General features: G+C 36.6%; 18 protein-coding genes. 15 read left to right on the forward strand and 3 right to left on the reverse strand.

Annotated features, from left to right (window positions below; all coding sequences use genetic code 11):
• Positions 1 to 28: 28 nt before the first annotated feature.
• Entirely contained in the window at positions 29 to 1,018 is a 990-nt protein-coding gene (locus FS486_RS10475; RefSeq protein ID WP_144511288.1) for a zinc-dependent alcohol dehydrogenase family protein, read from the reverse strand.
• A 15-nt stretch (positions 1,019 to 1,033) separates the two neighbouring features.
• Entirely contained in the window at positions 1,034 to 1,936 is a 903-nt protein-coding gene (locus tag FS486_RS10480; protein WP_144511391.1) for an aldo/keto reductase, read from the reverse strand.
• A 68-nt stretch (positions 1,937 to 2,004) separates the two neighbouring features.
• On the opposite strand from FS486_RS10480, the gene FS486_RS10485 reads away from it, so the two are divergent.
• The 12 genes from FS486_RS10485 to FS486_RS10540 all read left to right on the forward strand — a co-directional run bounded on the left by FS486_RS10485 (position 2,005) and on the right by FS486_RS10540 (position 12,537).
• On the forward strand, positions 2,005 to 2,553 hold the full coding sequence (locus FS486_RS10485; RefSeq protein WP_144511289.1) for an NUDIX hydrolase: 549 nt from the start codon (positions 2,005 to 2,007) through the stop codon (positions 2,551 to 2,553).
• Between the two features lie 50 nt (positions 2,554 to 2,603).
• Positions 2,604 to 3,071 carry a hypothetical protein gene (locus tag FS486_RS10490; RefSeq protein WP_144511290.1) on the forward strand — a complete coding sequence of 156 codons (468 nt, stop codon included), beginning with the start codon at positions 2,604 to 2,606 and terminating at the stop codon, positions 3,069 to 3,071.
• Between the two features lie 86 nt (positions 3,072 to 3,157).
• Positions 3,158 to 3,598, forward strand: coding sequence for a ferric iron uptake transcriptional regulator (gene fur / locus FS486_RS10495; protein WP_093273310.1), 441 nt, complete (start codon positions 3,158 to 3,160; stop codon positions 3,596 to 3,598).
• Positions 3,599 to 3,651: 53 nt separating this feature from the next.
• Entirely contained in the window at positions 3,652 to 4,554 is a 903-nt protein-coding gene (xerD, locus tag FS486_RS10500) for a site-specific tyrosine recombinase XerD (RefSeq protein ID WP_260858076.1), read from the forward strand.
• 199 nt (positions 4,555 to 4,753) lie between these two features.
• Positions 4,754 to 5,932 carry a phosphopentomutase gene (gene deoB / locus FS486_RS10505; RefSeq protein WP_144511291.1) on the forward strand — a complete coding sequence of 393 codons (1,179 nt, stop codon included), beginning with the start codon at positions 4,754 to 4,756 and terminating at the stop codon, positions 5,930 to 5,932.
• Positions 5,933 to 5,953: 21 nt separating this feature from the next.
• Positions 5,954 to 7,243 (forward strand): thymidine phosphorylase, encoded by a 1,290-nt coding sequence (locus FS486_RS10510; RefSeq protein ID WP_144511292.1) that lies wholly within the window; start codon positions 5,954 to 5,956, stop codon positions 7,241 to 7,243.
• A 315-nt stretch (positions 7,244 to 7,558) separates the two neighbouring features.
• Positions 7,559 to 7,915: an STAS domain-containing protein gene (locus FS486_RS10515; RefSeq protein ID WP_144511293.1), complete on the forward strand. Its 357-nt coding sequence runs from the start codon at positions 7,559 to 7,561 to the stop codon at positions 7,913 to 7,915.
• Positions 7,905 to 8,351: an anti-sigma F factor gene (gene spoIIAB / locus FS486_RS10520; protein ID WP_144511294.1), complete on the forward strand. Its 447-nt coding sequence runs from the start codon at positions 7,905 to 7,907 to the stop codon at positions 8,349 to 8,351. Before FS486_RS10515 ends, spoIIAB begins: the two co-directional genes overlap by 11 nt.
• On the forward strand, positions 8,351 to 9,139 hold the full coding sequence (locus FS486_RS10525) for a SigF/SigG family RNA polymerase sporulation sigma factor (RefSeq protein ID WP_395940851.1): 789 nt from the start codon (positions 8,351 to 8,353) through the stop codon (positions 9,137 to 9,139). Before spoIIAB ends, FS486_RS10525 begins: the two co-directional genes overlap by 1 nt.
• 26 nt (positions 9,140 to 9,165) lie before the next feature.
• Positions 9,166 to 10,584 (forward strand): spore germination protein, encoded by a 1,419-nt coding sequence (locus tag FS486_RS10530; RefSeq protein ID WP_144511394.1) that lies wholly within the window; start codon positions 9,166 to 9,168, stop codon positions 10,582 to 10,584.
• A 68-nt stretch (positions 10,585 to 10,652) separates the two neighbouring features.
• Entirely contained in the window at positions 10,653 to 11,969 is a 1,317-nt protein-coding gene (gene lysA, locus FS486_RS10535; protein WP_395940852.1) for a diaminopimelate decarboxylase, read from the forward strand.
• A gap of 208 nt (positions 11,970 to 12,177) precedes the next feature.
• Positions 12,178 to 12,537 (forward strand): GNAT family N-acetyltransferase, encoded by a 360-nt coding sequence (locus FS486_RS10540; protein WP_144511295.1) that lies wholly within the window; start codon positions 12,178 to 12,180, stop codon positions 12,535 to 12,537.
• Positions 12,538 to 12,542: 5 nt separating this feature from the next.
• Here FS486_RS10540 and FS486_RS10545 read toward each other — a convergent pair whose 3' ends face one another.
• Complete coding sequence (locus tag FS486_RS10545; protein WP_260858077.1) at positions 12,543 to 13,055, reverse strand: DUF309 domain-containing protein; 513 nt, start codon at positions 13,053 to 13,055, stop codon at positions 12,543 to 12,545.
• Between the two features lie 45 nt (positions 13,056 to 13,100).
• Here FS486_RS10545 and FS486_RS10550 point away from each other — a divergent pair, with 45 nt between their 5' ends.
• The 3 genes from FS486_RS10550 to FS486_RS10560 all read left to right on the forward strand — a co-directional run bounded on the left by FS486_RS10550 (position 13,101) and on the right by FS486_RS10560 (position 15,452).
• The gene (locus tag FS486_RS10550; RefSeq protein WP_144511296.1) at positions 13,101 to 13,880 is read left to right on the forward strand and encodes a segregation/condensation protein A; all 780 of its coding nucleotides are present in this window, start codon (positions 13,101 to 13,103) and stop codon (positions 13,878 to 13,880) included.
• A complete protein-coding gene (gene scpB / locus FS486_RS10555; protein WP_144511397.1) occupies positions 13,864 to 14,439 on the forward strand; it encodes an SMC-Scp complex subunit ScpB in 576 nt (191 codons plus the stop codon). Before FS486_RS10550 ends, scpB begins: the two co-directional genes overlap by 17 nt.
• A 62-nt stretch (positions 14,440 to 14,501) precedes the next feature.
• Positions 14,502 to 15,452: a D-alanyl-D-alanine carboxypeptidase family protein gene (locus tag FS486_RS10560; protein ID WP_260858080.1), complete on the forward strand. Its 951-nt coding sequence runs from the start codon at positions 14,502 to 14,504 to the stop codon at positions 15,450 to 15,452.
• Positions 15,453 to 16,030 lie beyond the last annotated feature (578 nt).

The following is a 16,030-nucleotide window of genomic DNA, read 5'->3' on the forward strand; positions in this document are numbered from 1 at the left end:
CGGCAATTAATTTCCGCTAACCCATACTTCAACTGGTTAAAAATACTTTCCCATTCCTATTTTGAGATAATTCTACAACGCGCACGGCATCATGGACATTTAACATATCAAAATGAGAATCGGTCGTCATTAATGTTAATCTATTTTCTTGTATAAGAGTGATTAAACCATTGAAAGTTTCTTGCCACTTTTCCGCCGATACATTGCTATTCCAATGACGTAAGTGAAATATTTTTGCCTGTACTTTTGCTTTATGTGCAATAGCCGCCCAATCTACTTGAATCCCCGATAAAAGACCAATTGTTATAAAGCTACCAGTAGGATTCACACAAAAAGCTAAATCTGTACCTGCAGAGCCTCCGATAGAATCTATAGCAGCTTTAGCCCCGCGTCCGTTTGTAAGTTCCATAACAGTTTCATATATTGGTTGTACGGATGTATCAATTACGTAAGAAGCACCAAAAGCCAATAAGTCTTTTGTATAATTGCTATTTCTTGTAATAGCTATTAATCGAAAGCCATTCACTTTGGAAAGTTGGGCAAAAATATGTCCAATCGCAGAACCACACGCATTTACCAAAAGTACATCATTTGGCTTTAAATCTAACTGTTCCGTACAAATTACCCATGCCGTAATCGGGTTTATATACATTTGTGCAGCAGTAAAATCATCGATATCATTTGGGATAGGGACGGCAATTTCCGCAGATGTTTTTACAAATTCCTGCCAAGTTCCTTCGCCTCGCAAAGGTAAAACTCGTTTGCCTATAAGATCTTGAGATACAGAAGGACCGACATCCGTGACAATGCCAACCCCCTCATAACCAGGAATTGTAGGTAAAGAAATGCGGTGGGAATAGGCCCCTCTAACTGGTATCAAATCAGAGGGGTTAATCGGACGGGCTACCATACGAACAAGGATCTCATTATCTTTTGGAGATTGTATGCTTTTCGTTTCAATTTGTAATACATCTTGGGGGTTTCCAAAATGGTGGTACCTTATGCATTTTGCTTCCACATTCATAAATCTCCTTTAAGCTCTATGTTCTGTATAATAATCTTGTTTCGTGATCTTCTCGGCATCTAGTAGAATATCATTAGAAACTTGCATATGATAGGCTTCGATCGTTTCCGTAAGTTGCTCCGTGCTACTTGCTCCCACAATCGTCGATCCCATAACCTTTGTTTGTAATGCATATTGAAGCGCTACGGAAGTAATAGGGGCATCTAATACTTGTAACTTTTCGATTGTTTGCAGTAATTCAGCTTTGGAATAGGACAAATATTCTTCTGATTTGTTCGCTCGTATTTGCCCGTCTACAGTTAATAATCCTTTTGCCAAAGTCCCGCGGCTTAATAATGAAACATTATGTCTTTCTAACAATGACAGCCATTCCTCTGGTCTTCTGTCTAGTAAACTGTATTGCATCATGACAGAAACAGCATTGCTTTTCGTTAAAAATCGCTCGATTACGTTGGGACGAATTGAAGAAATGCCATATTCACGTACAAGTCCTTCTTTTTTTAACGATTCCATCGTATCAATTACTTCCTCGACATCATCTTCCATTGTTCCGCCATGTAATTGATACACATCAATATAATCTGTTTGAAGACGCGTTAATGATTGATGGACGGCAGAAGTTATCCATTTCTTTGAAGGATCCCAAGACCAACCTTCTCCTGACTCGTTTAGTCGATTACCTACTTTTGTTGTTAGAATAATGTTTTGACGGTTATTTTTTAACGCATTCCCGACGATTTTTTCATTTTCCCCTTTGTTGTACAAATCAGCCGTATCAAAATAATTTATGCCGTTATCTATAGCGACTTGAATAATTTTATTTGCCTCTATTTGATCAGTTGGTAGTGACATACAGCCTAAACCTATCTCAGAGATGAATAATTCACTTTTCCCCAATTGTCTTTTTTTCAACATTCATCACGTCCTTTTCTCCATGTTACAATGAGTATCAGACACATTCAAATGAAAGGAAGTTACAAATGAATAAATTCGAAGAAAAAACAATCCAAACAGAGCTAAAATACAAAGGAAGAATTATTACCCTCCAGGTAGATGAAGTACTACTCCCAAATGGGGAAAAAGGCAAAAGAGAGATTGTAAAGCATCCTGGTGCTGTAGCAATTATTGCGATTACTGATGACAAGAAGATTATATTAGTCGAGCAATATCGAAAAGCACTTGAACGCTCTATTATTGAAATCCCAGCTGGTAAAATAGAGCCTGGTGAACCGCCTGAAGAAACTGCGCTAAGGGAATTGGAAGAAGAAACGGGATATACGACAAGTAAGCTTCAATATATTCAGTCATTCGCTACTTCTCCAGGATTTGCCGATGAAGTTATTCATTTATATTTGGCAGAAAACGTGATGAAATTGGAAGAGAAAGCAGATTTAGACGAAGATGAATTTGTCGAATTGATGCATGTTTCTATAGAGGAAATGGAATCTATGGTTTCCGCTAATCAAATATATGACGCTAAAACTGCCTTTGCATGTCTTTGGATAAAAAACTATTTGAAAGAAGCATGATTTAAGTTAGTACAAGCATATGATGAAAATAGATAGGGAGGTGTTCCAACTTGAACCAGTCTTATACTATTTTCATTTCATTATGCGTACTAGTTTTTAGTTTTATCGGTGGATTATATCTCTTTGAAAAAAGTACTCCAGAACAGCAGCAATGGATTATTAATCTCTTGGACGCACGTGTTCTATTATTAGAACAGCCTACTTTTCTTGAAACCCTTTTCCCGCACCTCATGATTGCTGTTATCTTTTTTTTATTTTATCAGCATCGTTATTTGCGAAAACTCATTTTAATCATTTGTGCTTTTAAAATTACGTTTTACGGTTTTGGATCTAGCTACTTGCTCCAAACTCAAGAATCTACATTCCCTTACGTTTTTTGGTGGTTTCCATTTCAACTAGTCTATTGTTTACTTCTTCTAGCACTTGCAAACCGGGTCAATGTGTTCTCGCTATCCTTCTATATAATTGTTATTATAATAGAGTTCTTCTTTATACCATTCGTCTTATATAATAATTAATTTTTAATGATAATTATTATTAAGTGAATCTCTTGTAATGAGAATTCATTTTTTGGTATAATGGAAGAAGTTTAAGGAGGCGTCATATGGAAAGCCGTATTGATCGTATAAAAAAGCAATTATCTGGTGCGGGCTATAAACTGACGCCGCAGCGAGAAGCCACGGTTCGAGTTTTGCTTGAAAATGAAGAGGACCATTTAAGTGCTGAAGATGTATTTTTACTAGTTAGAGAGAAATCTCCTGACATTGGGCTTGCAACAGTTTATCGAACACTAGAATTATTAAATGAATTGAATGTAGTGGATAAGATACAATTTGGTGATGGAGTATCTCGCTATGATTTAAGACAAGAAGGGGCAGCACATTTTCATCATCACCTAGTGTGTATCGAATGTGGTGCGGTCGATGAAATTCAAGAAGATTTATTAGAAGACGTGGAAGCAATCGTTGAAAATAAATGGAATTTTAAAATAAAAGACCACCGCTTAACGTTTCATGGAGTATGTCATCGCTGCCAGGATAAATAACCAAAAAAGGATAGCATATATGCTATCCTTTTTTTAATAGGGAGGGTTCTTGTTTGAAAGACGGATTAATCCATTTAGAAGATTATATGCATTTTTTACGAATCGAACGTCAGTTAGCGGATAACACATTAATATCCTATAAAAAGGATTTAATCGAATACCTAAATTCTGTTTTAGAAACACAGCGAATACATAATCTCGATCTTGTAGAGCGTCAACATATTATTGTCCATATTCGTAAGTTAAAAGAAGAGGGAAAGTCCGCCCGTACGATAGCAAGGCATATTTCGTCGATTCGCTCGTTTCATCAATTTTTGCTGCGCGAAAAAGTGACTACTACTGATCCAACTATTCATTTAGAGCAACCACAGTTAGAGCAGAAACTACCCAATTTTTTATCAGTAGAAGAACTAACTATTTTATTGAATAATATCGATGTATCTAAACCTCAAGGTAAACGAGATCTAGCAATGTTTGAGCTAATGTATGCAAGTGGGATGCGCATAAGCGAGTGTTTACATTTGGATTTGGAAGATCTGCATTTAACAATGGGCTTTGTTCGGGTATTTGGGAAAGGTGGAAAAGAACGCATCATTCCACTTGGAGGAGCAGCGATTCGCGCCTGTCAATCTTATATTGAAGAGGCGAGACCAAAGCTATTAAAACCAACAGAACGGACAGACGCCATTTTTGTCAATCAAAGAGGGAAACGCCTAACCAGACAGGGAATATGGAAACTATTAAATAAACACGCGATGAACGCAGGTATACAAAAAGAAATAACGCCACATGTTCTTAGACACTCGTTTGCAACCCATTTAATTGAAAATGGGGCAGATTTAAGAGCGGTACAAGAAATGCTTGGCCATTCTGATATTTCTACTACTCAAATTTATACACATGTAAGTAAAACCCGCTTAAAAGAAGTTTATAAGCAATTCCATCCAAGGGCTTAAATTTCCTACTTTAATAGAAGTTGTTTTTGAATTTTACAGCCAGTCCCGGGTATTTAGCTTGGAACTGGCTTTTTATTTCGTTTTATATACAAATATTGTTATAATAAGTAACATAAAATCTATTAAATAAGTCAGAGGTCTGACCTGTACATTCCTGAAATTTTTGGTAAACTAGAAGAAAATAGTAGGAGGCAAAAAAATGAGCAAATTCAAACGTATTCATGTTATCGTAATGGACTCAGTTGGTATCGGCGAAGCACCTGATGCCGCTGATTTCGGAGATGTGGGATCACATACTTTAGGTCATATTGCAGAAAAAATGAACGGTCTTCATATGCCTGAAATGCAAAAACTTGGCCTTGGCAATATAGAAAACATTCAAGGGATAGAACCAGTAGCAAATCCAGTCGCATACTTTGGCAAAATGCAAGAAGCATCAGTTGGCAAAGATACAATGACTGGTCATTGGGAAATTATGGGTTTAAATATTGACAAGCCATTTAAAGTGTATCCTGATGGTTTTCCAGATGAACTAATTACAGCCCTAGAAGAAAAAATTGGACGTAAAGTGATCGGCAACAAACCTGCAAGTGGAACAGCCATTTTAGATGAACTTGGGGAAGAGCATATGAAAACTGGGGCAATTATTGTCTATACATCGGCAGACCCGGTGTTGCAAATTGCTGCGCATGAAGAGATTGTTCCACTCGAAGAGCTTTATCATATTTGCGAAGTTGCAAGAGAGCTAACCCTTTCTGAAGAGTTTCTAGTTGGTCGAGTAATTGCACGTCCATTTATAGGTGAGCCAGGAAAATTTGTACGAACATCAAATCGTCATGACTATGCTCTAAAACCTTTTGGTCGCACAGCAATGAATGAGTTACAAGATGGTGGACTAGAGGTTTTGGCCATTGGTAAAATAAATGATATTTTTAATGCAGAAGGAGTAACTTCTACAGAACGAACAAAAGATAATATGGATGGGATGGATAAATTCATCACCATGTTAGATAAAGATTTCACAGGAATAAGTTTTTTGAATTTAGTGGATTTTGATGCTTCATTTGGTCATCGTCGTGACCCAATCGGGTACGGGAAAGCATTGGAAGAATTCGATACTCGGTTAAAAGAAGTTTTACCGAAGTTAACAGAGGAAGATCTACTTATTATTACAGCAGATCATGGTAATGATCCGACAATGCCAGGCACGGACCATACACGTGAATTTGTTCCATTAATTGTTTATTCTCCAAAGTTGAAAGAAATAAAGGAACTGCCTCTCCGCTCAACGTTTGCTGATATTGGGGCAACTATTTCGGAAAACTTTGAAGTTGCTGAAACTGCATTTGGGGAAAGCTTTTTATCACTACTAAAATAACCGGTAAGGCGGGAAAATAAAATGAATATGCTTGAATTGATTGACAAAAAAAAGCGAAACAATTCTTTAACTGAAGAAGAAATACAATATATGATAACAAAGTATACAAAAGATGAAGTGCCGGATTATCAAATGAGTTCTATGCTCATGGCGATTCTAATTAATGGTATGAACGAACAGGAAACAGCTTGGTTAACAAAAGCGATGGTTGAATCAGGTGATGTCATTGATTTGTCGAGTATCGCTGGCTTTAAAGTAGATAAGCACAGTACTGGCGGTATAGGCGATAAAGTTAGTTTACTCGTGGCACCAATTCTAGCTTCTTTAAATATACCGATTGCCAAAATGAGTGGTAGAGGCCTTGGTATCACTGGTGGTACAGTTGATAAACTTGAATCCATCACTGGTTTTCATGTGGAATTATCTACCGAAGAATTTATTAAGCAAGTAAATGAACATAAAATTGCAATCGTCGGTCAATCAGGCAACTTAACACCTGCAGATAAAAAACTATATGCTTTAAGGGATGTGACTGGTACGGTAGATAGTATACCATTGATCGCTTCTTCTATTATGAGCAAAAAAATAGCGAGTGGTGCTGATGGTATTGTACTAGATGTGAAATGCGGTAAAGGTGCATTTATGAAAGATTTAGAACATGCATCCGAGTTAGCGGAAACGATGATCCAAATTGGCGAAAGCCTTGGCAAAAAAGTTGCCGTCGTTATTACAGATATGAACCAGCCACTTGGTCACAATATCGGTAATAAATTGGAAGTTGCAGAAGCGAACGACTTCCTTAGCAACTACAAAGAGAGTGAAAAGGGCTTGTTAGATGTAACTCTTGCGATTTCGTCTAAGATGTATCAATTAGCTACTGGTGCAAGTGATGATGATGCGGAGCAAAAAGTGTTAGAAACACTATCAAATGGCGCCGCGCTTGCCAAATTTAAAGAATTTATTTCTGCTCAAGGCGGAGATGCTGCTGATGTTTACGCAAAAAATACAAAGCATGCAATCGAAGTGAAAGCTGCAAAAGATGGTTATATTGGCATTATCGACGCTGAACAAATTGGGAAAGCCTCTCTTTTAATCGGAGCAGGACGGTTAACAAAAGCAGATGTTCTAGATTTTGATGCAGGGGTTAAATTAGTGGCTCTTACGGGGCAATCCGTTAAAAAAGGGGACACTTTAGCTATTTTGTATTCCAATAAAGACGAAGTCAACGAGTCTATTCAATTAATTGAAAGCGCTTATTCCATTGCAGACGTTGCACCCGCGAAGATTAAATCTATATTGAAAATTATGTAATGATGTGACAAATTTGATTTTGTGGGAAATATTTAAGCTCGTATACGGAGTGCTTAATATTCTAAAATAAAATATCGCTATGCTTGTCTCCAGATTTTCTGGATGAAGGAAGCAAAATAGGCATCTTGTAAAGTTTGATAAAAACTTTTACGAGATGCCTATTTTTTGATTAAAAAATAATAAATCATCCCATACTTGAAGTGAGCAGCCCTTTGTCGAAAATCGACTAATAAACAATGATTTCTTCTACTTTTGTCAAGCGCAAGGAATTACATCTGTTCATGTGGAATTGCGCTATTACGAGGAGGCGATTGTATGATGCATGAAGTAGAAAGAGTTGGAGACGAAATTATTATTATTCGATTAAAAGGTGAATTAGACCATCATAGTACAACTGATATTCGAAATGAAATAGTGCCACTGATTAAAAATGGGTCTATTAAAGTATTAGTATGGAATTTGAAAGATTTAAATTTTATGGATAGTTCAGGAATAGGGCTTATTCTTGGTAGAATGCGTGAACTTGCTCCCATAGATGGTCAAACAATCATCGTGAATCCTTCACCAACGATGAAGAAAATTTTCCAATTTGCAGGATTGAGTCCCTATATTTATAACGAATCAGAAATTGAAATAATGTCTAAGTTAGGGGGAATTGTTTATGGACAATGAGATCACACTATCTTTTATTGCTAAAAGTGAGAATGAAGCACTAGCTAGAATGGTTATGTCCAGTTTTATCGCAGCAATAGATCCAACAATTGAAGAATTATCGGAATTTAAGACGGTTATTTCCGAAGCCGTAACAAATGCAATTGTGCATGGCTATGAAGAGGATGGAATAGGGAAGATCGATATCCATGCGCAACGAGTAGATAGAGAAATTATTGTGTCCATTGTGGACTATGGTCGTGGCATTAGAGATGTGACCCAGGCACGTGAACCACTTTATACGACCAAGCCCGAGCAGGAACGTTCAGGGATGGGATTCACGATTATGGAAAGCTTTAGTGATGATGTGGAGATATACTCAATTCCTGATAGGGGGACGACAGTAACTATTACGAAGAAATTTGTACCAATTCAAGAATCTTGTAGGATCGTCTAATGATGAATAATAAGACGACGGCGGCTTTATTAACCCAAGAAAAAATGAGGGAACTCATCGCGTTATCACAAGCAGGAGATAAGCTTGCAAGACAGCAAATGATAGAAGGAAATACTCGTTTGGTATGGTCTATTGTTCAGCGTTTTGCTTCAAGGGGAGCAGATTTAGAAGACTTATACCAAATTGGTTGTATTGGACTTATGAAGTCTGTGGACAAGTTTGATTTATCTTATGAGGTGAAGTTTTCTACGTATGCCGTACCGATGATTATCGGTGAGATACAGCGATTTTTAAGAGACGATGGGATGGTGAAGATAAGTCGTTCCATTCGTGAATTAAATTTTAAAATTCGTCATGCCACGGATGATTTTTTGAAAAAACATGAACGACAACCAACAATTCTTGAACTAGCAAGTATTTTAGAAGTATCGAGAGAAGAAATTGTAATGGCTACTGATGCGTTAAGGGATCCGGCGTCCCTACAAGAGCAGTTATACGAAAATGAAAGTGGCGATGCATTAACATTGATGGATCAGATGAAGGATGAACGTTCCGAAAAATCATTTGACCATATTCCACTTAGAGAACTTTTGGAAAAACTAGAAAAACGCGAACAAATGATTATTTACTTACGCTATTACCTAGACTGTACACAAAGTGATATTGCAGAGCGACTTGGAATTTCGCAAGTGCAAGTATCCAGATTGGAGAAAAAAATATTAAGCCAATTAAAATCGTGGTTAGTTCCGGTGGGTATTGCTAATAATTCGAAAGTTAAAGATAGGTGATTGAAACGAAAGCTTTATTTGCAAGTATGTCAGAAGCAGAATCATATTTAAAGGAAAAATTCGGAGTAAACGAATCATATGATGTTGGAACTTTGCACACCCATTTATATGAATTCCCTGTGTTGCTCGTATATATTAATGGTTTAGTTGATGGGGCTGTTCTCACTGAATTGCTTACTAACGTGCAGAGGGAATTAACGGAAAATCCTATCGATGAAAATAATGTTATGGAACATTACTTTCCGTATTATTCCATAACTCAGTATGATTCAAAAGAGAAATGGCTTGTAGCACTACTTAGTGGGCAAGTAACATTCATCTTAAAAAATGGGTCCGTCTATACAATAGATGTCCGTTCTTATCCAGGAAGAAGCCCAGAAGAACCTGATAATGAAAAGGTTGTGAGAGGTTCCAGGGATGGATTTACTGAAAATATTGTTCAAAATACTGCTCTTATTCGAAGAAGGATTCGAGATACCGATCTACGATTTGAGCTGCACCAGGTCTCGACATTAGGGCAAACGGACCTTGCTATTACCTATATAAAAAACATAGCAAACGAAGATAATTTAAAACAAATCAGAGATAGACTAAACCAAATAAAGCATGATGGATTTACGATGACGGATAAAGCTTTGGAAGAATGGTTGTTTAAACAAGGGTTTCATCCGCTTCCATTTGTTCGGTACACAGAAAGACCTGATATAGCGGCTGCCCATTTGCTGGAAGGGCATATTGTCATTGTTGTAGATACATCCCCTTCCGCTATCATAGTACCAACAACATTGTTCCATCATCTTCAACATGCTGAAGAATATCGACAAGCTCCTTTAGTAGGCACTATTGTTCGGTGGATTCGTTTGACAGGAGTATTTTTAAGTCTATTTTTATTGCCTTTTTGGTATCTATTATCGAAACATCCCGAATTTTTGCCTAGCTCGCTTGACTTTTTTGGTCCAAAAGATACAGGGGAAATTCCACTCTTATTGCAAATAATCTTTGCGGATGTTGGAATAGAGTTTTTAAGGTTGGCCGCCATTCATACGCCGACTCCCTTATCGACAGCGATGGGAATTATTGCGGCTTTAGTCATCGGTCAAATGGCAGTAGATGTTGGATTATTTGTTCCTGAAGTTATTTTATATACAGCAATTACGGCAATATTTACTTTTGCCATCCCTTCTTATGAGCTTAGTATTTCAACAAAAATATTTAGGACATTTATTTTATTAAGCACTGCTATTTTTGGTGTAAATGGCTTCTTTATATCTATTGTATGTTTAATTTGGTATGTAAGTGCATTAAGACCATTGAATGTGCCATATCTTTGGCCAGCTCTTCCCTTCTTTCCGAAGGCTTTTATGAGAATACTCGTTCGTTTTCCTATGCCGGTTGATGCAAAACGTCCGTATATTACTAGATCACCTGTTCGCAAAAGGTCTTGAATCCCATTGCAATTTCCTCTTTTAATGTGGTAAAGTTCTTATAGGAAAAGAGGAAAGAGGCGATTTATTTGGTGATGGTAGCAAAACATGCGGTAAATGAAAAAGGTCATTTATTAATTGGTGGAATCGATAGCTTAGAATTGGCTAAAATATATGGCACACCATTATTCGTATATGATTTATCGCTTATAAGAGACCGTGCACGTGCATTTATCAATACATTCAAAGAACAAAACGTACCTGCACAAGTTGCTTATGCGAGTAAGGCTTTTTCAAGTGTGGCAATGTATCAAGTGATGAAACAAGAAAATCTATCACTTGATGTAGTATCAAGTGGAGAGCTATATACAGCAATTAAAGCCGGATTTCCAGTAGATCGGATACATTTCCATGGGAACAACAAAAGTAAAGAAGAATTATTACTGGCTATTGAACATAAGATTGGTTGTATTGTAGTAGATAATTTCTATGAAGTAGAGTTATTAAAGCAATTAACTGCAGAACATAAGCAAAAAGTAAACGTACTTTTACGAGTGACTCCTGGGGTAGAAGCCCATACACATGACTATATTACTACGGGTCAGCAAGATTCAAAATTTGGTTTCGATCTAATGAATGGACAAGCAGATCTTGCTTTTGCGCAAGTGTACGAAGATGACTATATCCAATTACTCGGTTTGCATTGTCATATTGGTTCTCAAATTTTTGAAACTATTGGGTTCAAAGTCGCTGCTGAAAAATTGATTAAGAAAATGATTGAATGGCATAATGACTATAATTTCCAATGTACTGTATTAAATCTAGGCGGTGGCTTTGGTATTAAATATACGGATGAAGATTCACCACTAGAACCTTCTATCTATGTCAAAGAAATGATTATTGTAGTAAAAAACTTAGTTGCAGAAACAAACTTTGCAATGCCAGAAATTTGGATTGAACCAGGGCGTTCCCTTGTTGGAGATGCTGGTACCTCTTTGTACACAATTGGTTCCGAAAAGGAAGTACCGGACGTTCGCAAATATTTGGCGGTAGATGGTGGAATGTCGGATAATATTCGTCCAGCTCTGTATGGTGCATTATATGATGCAGTTATAGCGAACAAAATGGACGAAAAGGTAGAAGAAGAGTATACAATTGCAGGGAAATGTTGTGAATCTGGCGATAAGCTAATTGAACATATTTCATTACCAAGAGCAAGCCCTGGAGATATTTTAGCGATGTTCTGCACAGGTGCATACGGATACGCCATGGCAAGTAATTATAATCGCTTAACAAGACCAGCAGTAGTTTTTGTGGAAAATGGGAAACATCAACTAGCTGTTAGAAGAGAAACTTTGGAAGATATCGTTCATCTTGACCTTCCTCTATCTATGGAAGGAGAGTGAAGGTAAGTTGAAAAAGAGTAATATTATTTTATTTCTTATGCTTTTAGTAGTAGGAGTAATTTGGGGAGTAATTTATTGGATTTTTATAGCTCCAACGGCTAATTTATCGTTTTGACAAATGTTGTGCAGGATAGTAAAGTTATAATAATCGTATTTTACAGAAGTCTCCTACTTCTATAAGGGAAGAAATTAAAAGAGGGTCTTAAATATGTTGCTACGTTATAAAAAATCATTTGAAAAAATTTCTATGGGTCTTCTCTCATTTATGCCTCAAGAAAAAGATGTGAAAAAATTATTAGAAACCATTCAACAGTATGAAACGAATCCAGACTGGCACTTGTTTTTGTGGAAAAAAGGTGAAGATTTAGTTGGATTAGTTGGCGTTCGAATGAAAGGTACTGATGGAGTCATTCAGCATCTTTCTGTTAATCCTTCCCATCGAGGTGAGGGTATTGGAAAGGAAATGCTACAAAATTTACCGGCTATTTTACATACATCATCTATCCAACCATCTGAAGAGGTAAAAACTTTCTTTGAGAAATGCCAAATAGAAAAAGAAGAGGATTGACTTTGTTATAAGTCATCTCTTCTTTTTTTCTGTTTTTCTCGTTCATTCAGTATTTCTGATCGATCTCGGAGCATATGCTTATGAGTAAGAAAGTGTATATCTTCACTTGATGGAATTTCCAATTCATTTACTAGAAGGAGCAGATGATCATCGATAATATCGATTGTAAAGTTTTCGAAAGTACTCTTTTTGAGCATTAAGCCAATAGAATGTGTAATATCTTGTTGTAACTTTGGAAAGTTAATTGTTTCATAATAAGTAGAGGGAAATGTTTCTTCTAATCGTTTAATACTTCCCTGCATTGTTTTAATTGCCCCCTTAATATTACCCCTACGCCAGTGATACATAGATGTAGATAATAGGATCAACGCTGTTAAAGGGTGGGTTTTCTTTTTCGGTGAAATATCTTTCCAGTAATCCTCAAGCAGTTCGTGACATTCAAAATAATCGAAAGTCACATTGAATTCTTTTAAAAATTGTACGAAATTAGGATGGAATGTAGGATGCAATGCAATCACCTTTCCTCTATAATGATGTTAAAAACCGATAATAGGTGGAGTTTTATGTCGTATGAAGTAAAAACAGAAGCATTTGAAGGGCCTCTCGATTTATTATTGCATTTAATAAATCGTTTGGAAATAGATATATATGATATTAAAATGGCAGAAATCACTTCGCAATATATGGAGCATGTCCATGCAATGAGCGTTTTAGAGCTAAATGAAGCAAGTGAATACTTAGTAATGGCGGCAACTTTACTGTCCATTAAAAGTAAAATGCTACTCCCGATTCATCAAGATGATGATATGGAAGATGATTTTGATATTAATTTAAATGATCCAAGGGACGAGTTAGTTCTAAAATTAATAGAATATAAAAAGTATAAAGAAGCCGCAGTTAGTTTACAAGAAATGGAGGAAACTCGTAATCTATTTTATACTAGACCTCCAACTGATTTAAGTGATTTACAAAATAGTAAGCAGCTTGCCTTATTTGAACTAGACGTCAATGTGTATGACATGCTAGGTGCATTTCAAAAAATGCTTCGCAGAAAACAGCTGAGTGCACCACTTCATACTCGTATTAGTAAACAAGATCTATCCATAAAAGATCAAATGAAAAATGTAATTGCTACATTAAAACAAGGTGCAGGCAGGTTATCATTCTATGAGCTTTTTCCAACTAGAGATAAAACGACTATTGTTACAACGTTTCTATCTATACTAGAGCTCATGAAACGCCAAATTGTTCAAGTAGAGCAAAATAACAATTTTGATGATTTATTTGTTCTTTTGCGAAAGGAAGATTTAGATAGTGAATTCGATAATGAAATTGAAGAGTAATATAGAAAGTCTTCTATTTGTAAGTGGAGAAGATGGATTAACAAAAAAACAATTAGCTTTTTTAACAGATACACCGGAAGAGCAAGTAGTAGAAACATTAGAAATTATGGTAGAAGAATATAAGCAAAACGAAGACAGAGGAATTGAGATCAAACAATTGGCAGGTACTTTTCAGTTGGTGACAAAACAAGCAAATGTAGATAGTATTCAAAAGTTAGTTGAAAATCCTACGTCCCAATCTCTGTCACAAGCATCGTTGGAAGTGTTGGCCATTATTGCATATAAGCAACCAATAACTAGGGTAGAAATTGAAGATATCCGCGGAGTAAAATCTGAGCGACCAATACATACATTGTCTGTTAAAGGTCTTGTTAAAGAAGTTGGTCGTGCAGAAGGTACTGGTAGAGCTATATTATACGGAACAACAAATGAATTTCTTCAATACTTTGGATTACAAGAAATTAGCGCACTTCCACCACTTCCTGAAGATATTTCAGTGGACGAAATGGAAAACTCTGATTTATTTATGACAAAGTTTCAAGAAACATTTGAAGGATAGAAATAAACTAAAGAGGAGTATTTTCTATTTATAAAAAAATATGTATATTCTTTTTATTTTTTCTGCTATGGCAAGTAAATGAAGCGGAAGCATCCTCTTCTTATGCTGTAATCGATGCAAAGACGGGAAGATTGTTGGAAGGCAGTAACTCTGACGAACAATTGCCGATTGCGAGTCTTACAAAAGTGTGGACGGCTTTAACCGTTCTTGATAATGTGGCTTTAGAGGAAGAAATCACTATTTCACAAGCAGCAGCAACACAAGAAGGGTCCTCTTTATACCTGAAACCTGGTGAAGTATGGACGGTCGATTCTTTATTGCACGGTCTTCTTATGCAGTCTGGAAATGATGCGGCATACGCCCTTGCAGAGTACGCAGGGGGTTCTATCGAGGGCTTTACAAGTTTGATGAACGAAAAGTTTCAACTTGCAGGATTAGACCATTCTCATTTTACGAATCCATCTGGGCTTCATCATGATGATCATTATGCCTCAGCATATGATATGGCGAACATGTTTCGAATAGCGCTTCAAAATGAACAATTTAAAGAGATTGCCTCAGCGAAAACATATAGACCGAAAGAACGGAATGTTCAATGGAATAACAAACATCGTTTATTACATGAAAATGAACAGGCAATCGCGGGAAAGACAGGTTACACGAAAAGAGCAGGTAGGACACTCGTTACTTATTTTAAAGAGGGAAAAAAAGAGATAATTGTTGTTACACTAAACCATTCCAATGATTGGGCGTATCATTCTTCGCTTGCTGAAAAAGTATTTGCGAACTATGACACCGTAAAAGTCGTGAAGAAAGGAAAATATAAATTATTTCAAAAAGAAGTAATTGAAGTGGAAAAAGATTATTATTTATTACTTAAGTCAGAAGAAAAGAAAAAACTGAAAAACGTACTACTTATACCTCGTAAATCTACTAATGCCAATCCATATTTATGGAATGTAACTATTGATGATCAAATAGCTTTGCGTTTTAATGTGGAAAAAATAAAATAAGTGACTTTGCAAAAAAGTGTTTAGGAAGTATGACTTTGTCAGCCCCTAAACACTTTTTTTATGTGTGTGGTACGAACTGTGTACATGCATTGTATTGAGATAATTCGACTTAACTTAGTTGCCCTTGCAGTGCCGTTATGCGAGCATAACGAGTCAGCATCCAAGCATAAAGTTCCGTCCATTCAAAATGTTGCTAGTAAGCAGGTAAAAGTTGCGAGTAACGACTGATATGTTGCGCAATATTGATTGGAACATTTTATTCATGTTGATTTAGCGGATACTATAGTGGAAGCGCATGGTTATCAATGTCCGCAAGCCTTTATTGAAGAATTGGTTGCGCTCGTTGCCAAATTGGTTGCTTTCAATCTCAAACTGGTTGTGTTGCCTATTGAATTGGTTGCTTTCACGTGCCAATTGGACTCGCTAAGCCATTTTCTAACTTTTAATGGATAATAAATACGAATAAAAGCGTATATTTTGATGGATTGGAGCGAAAAGGGTGGCGACTCAAGCGGACGGTGAAGGCTCATCGCTCACCCCGCTGAAAGTTTCCTCCATGCAGCAGAAACTCCCTTACG

The sequence above is a fragment of the Bacillus sp. FJAT-22090 genome, assembly GCF_007676755.1.
Taxonomy (GTDB): domain Bacteria; phylum Bacillota; class Bacilli; order Bacillales_A; family Planococcaceae; genus Psychrobacillus.

Bases quoted from the DNA above. Each gene is read 5' to 3' on its own strand.
- FS486_RS10515 (WP_144511293.1), top strand. From the start codon at position 7,559: ATGATGCATGAAGTAGAAAGAGTTGGAGACGAAATTATTATTATTCGA.
- FS486_RS10540 (WP_144511295.1), top strand. From the start codon at position 12,178: ATGTTGCTACGTTATAAAAAATCATTTGAAAAAATTTCTATGGGTCTT.
- FS486_RS10525 (WP_395940851.1), top strand. From the start codon at position 8,351: ATGATGAATAATAAGACGACGGCGGCTTTATTAACCCAAGAAAAAATG.
- FS486_RS10510 (WP_144511292.1), top strand. From the start codon at position 5,954: ATGAATATGCTTGAATTGATTGACAAAAAAAAGCGAAACAATTCTTTA.
- FS486_RS10550 (WP_144511296.1), top strand. From the start codon at position 13,101: ATGTCGTATGAAGTAAAAACAGAAGCATTTGAAGGGCCTCTCGATTTA.
- spoIIAB (WP_144511294.1), top strand. From the start codon at position 7,905: ATGGACAATGAGATCACACTATCTTTTATTGCTAAAAGTGAGAATGAA.
- scpB (WP_144511397.1), top strand. From the start codon at position 13,864: ATGAAATTGAAGAGTAATATAGAAAGTCTTCTATTTGTAAGTGGAGAA.
- deoB (WP_144511291.1), top strand. From the start codon at position 4,754: ATGAGCAAATTCAAACGTATTCATGTTATCGTAATGGACTCAGTTGGT.
- FS486_RS10485 (WP_144511289.1), top strand. From the start codon at position 2,005: ATGAATAAATTCGAAGAAAAAACAATCCAAACAGAGCTAAAATACAAA.
- fur (WP_093273310.1), top strand. From the start codon at position 3,158: ATGGAAAGCCGTATTGATCGTATAAAAAAGCAATTATCTGGTGCGGGC.
- FS486_RS10530 (WP_144511394.1), top strand. From the start codon at position 9,166: ATGTCAGAAGCAGAATCATATTTAAAGGAAAAATTCGGAGTAAACGAA.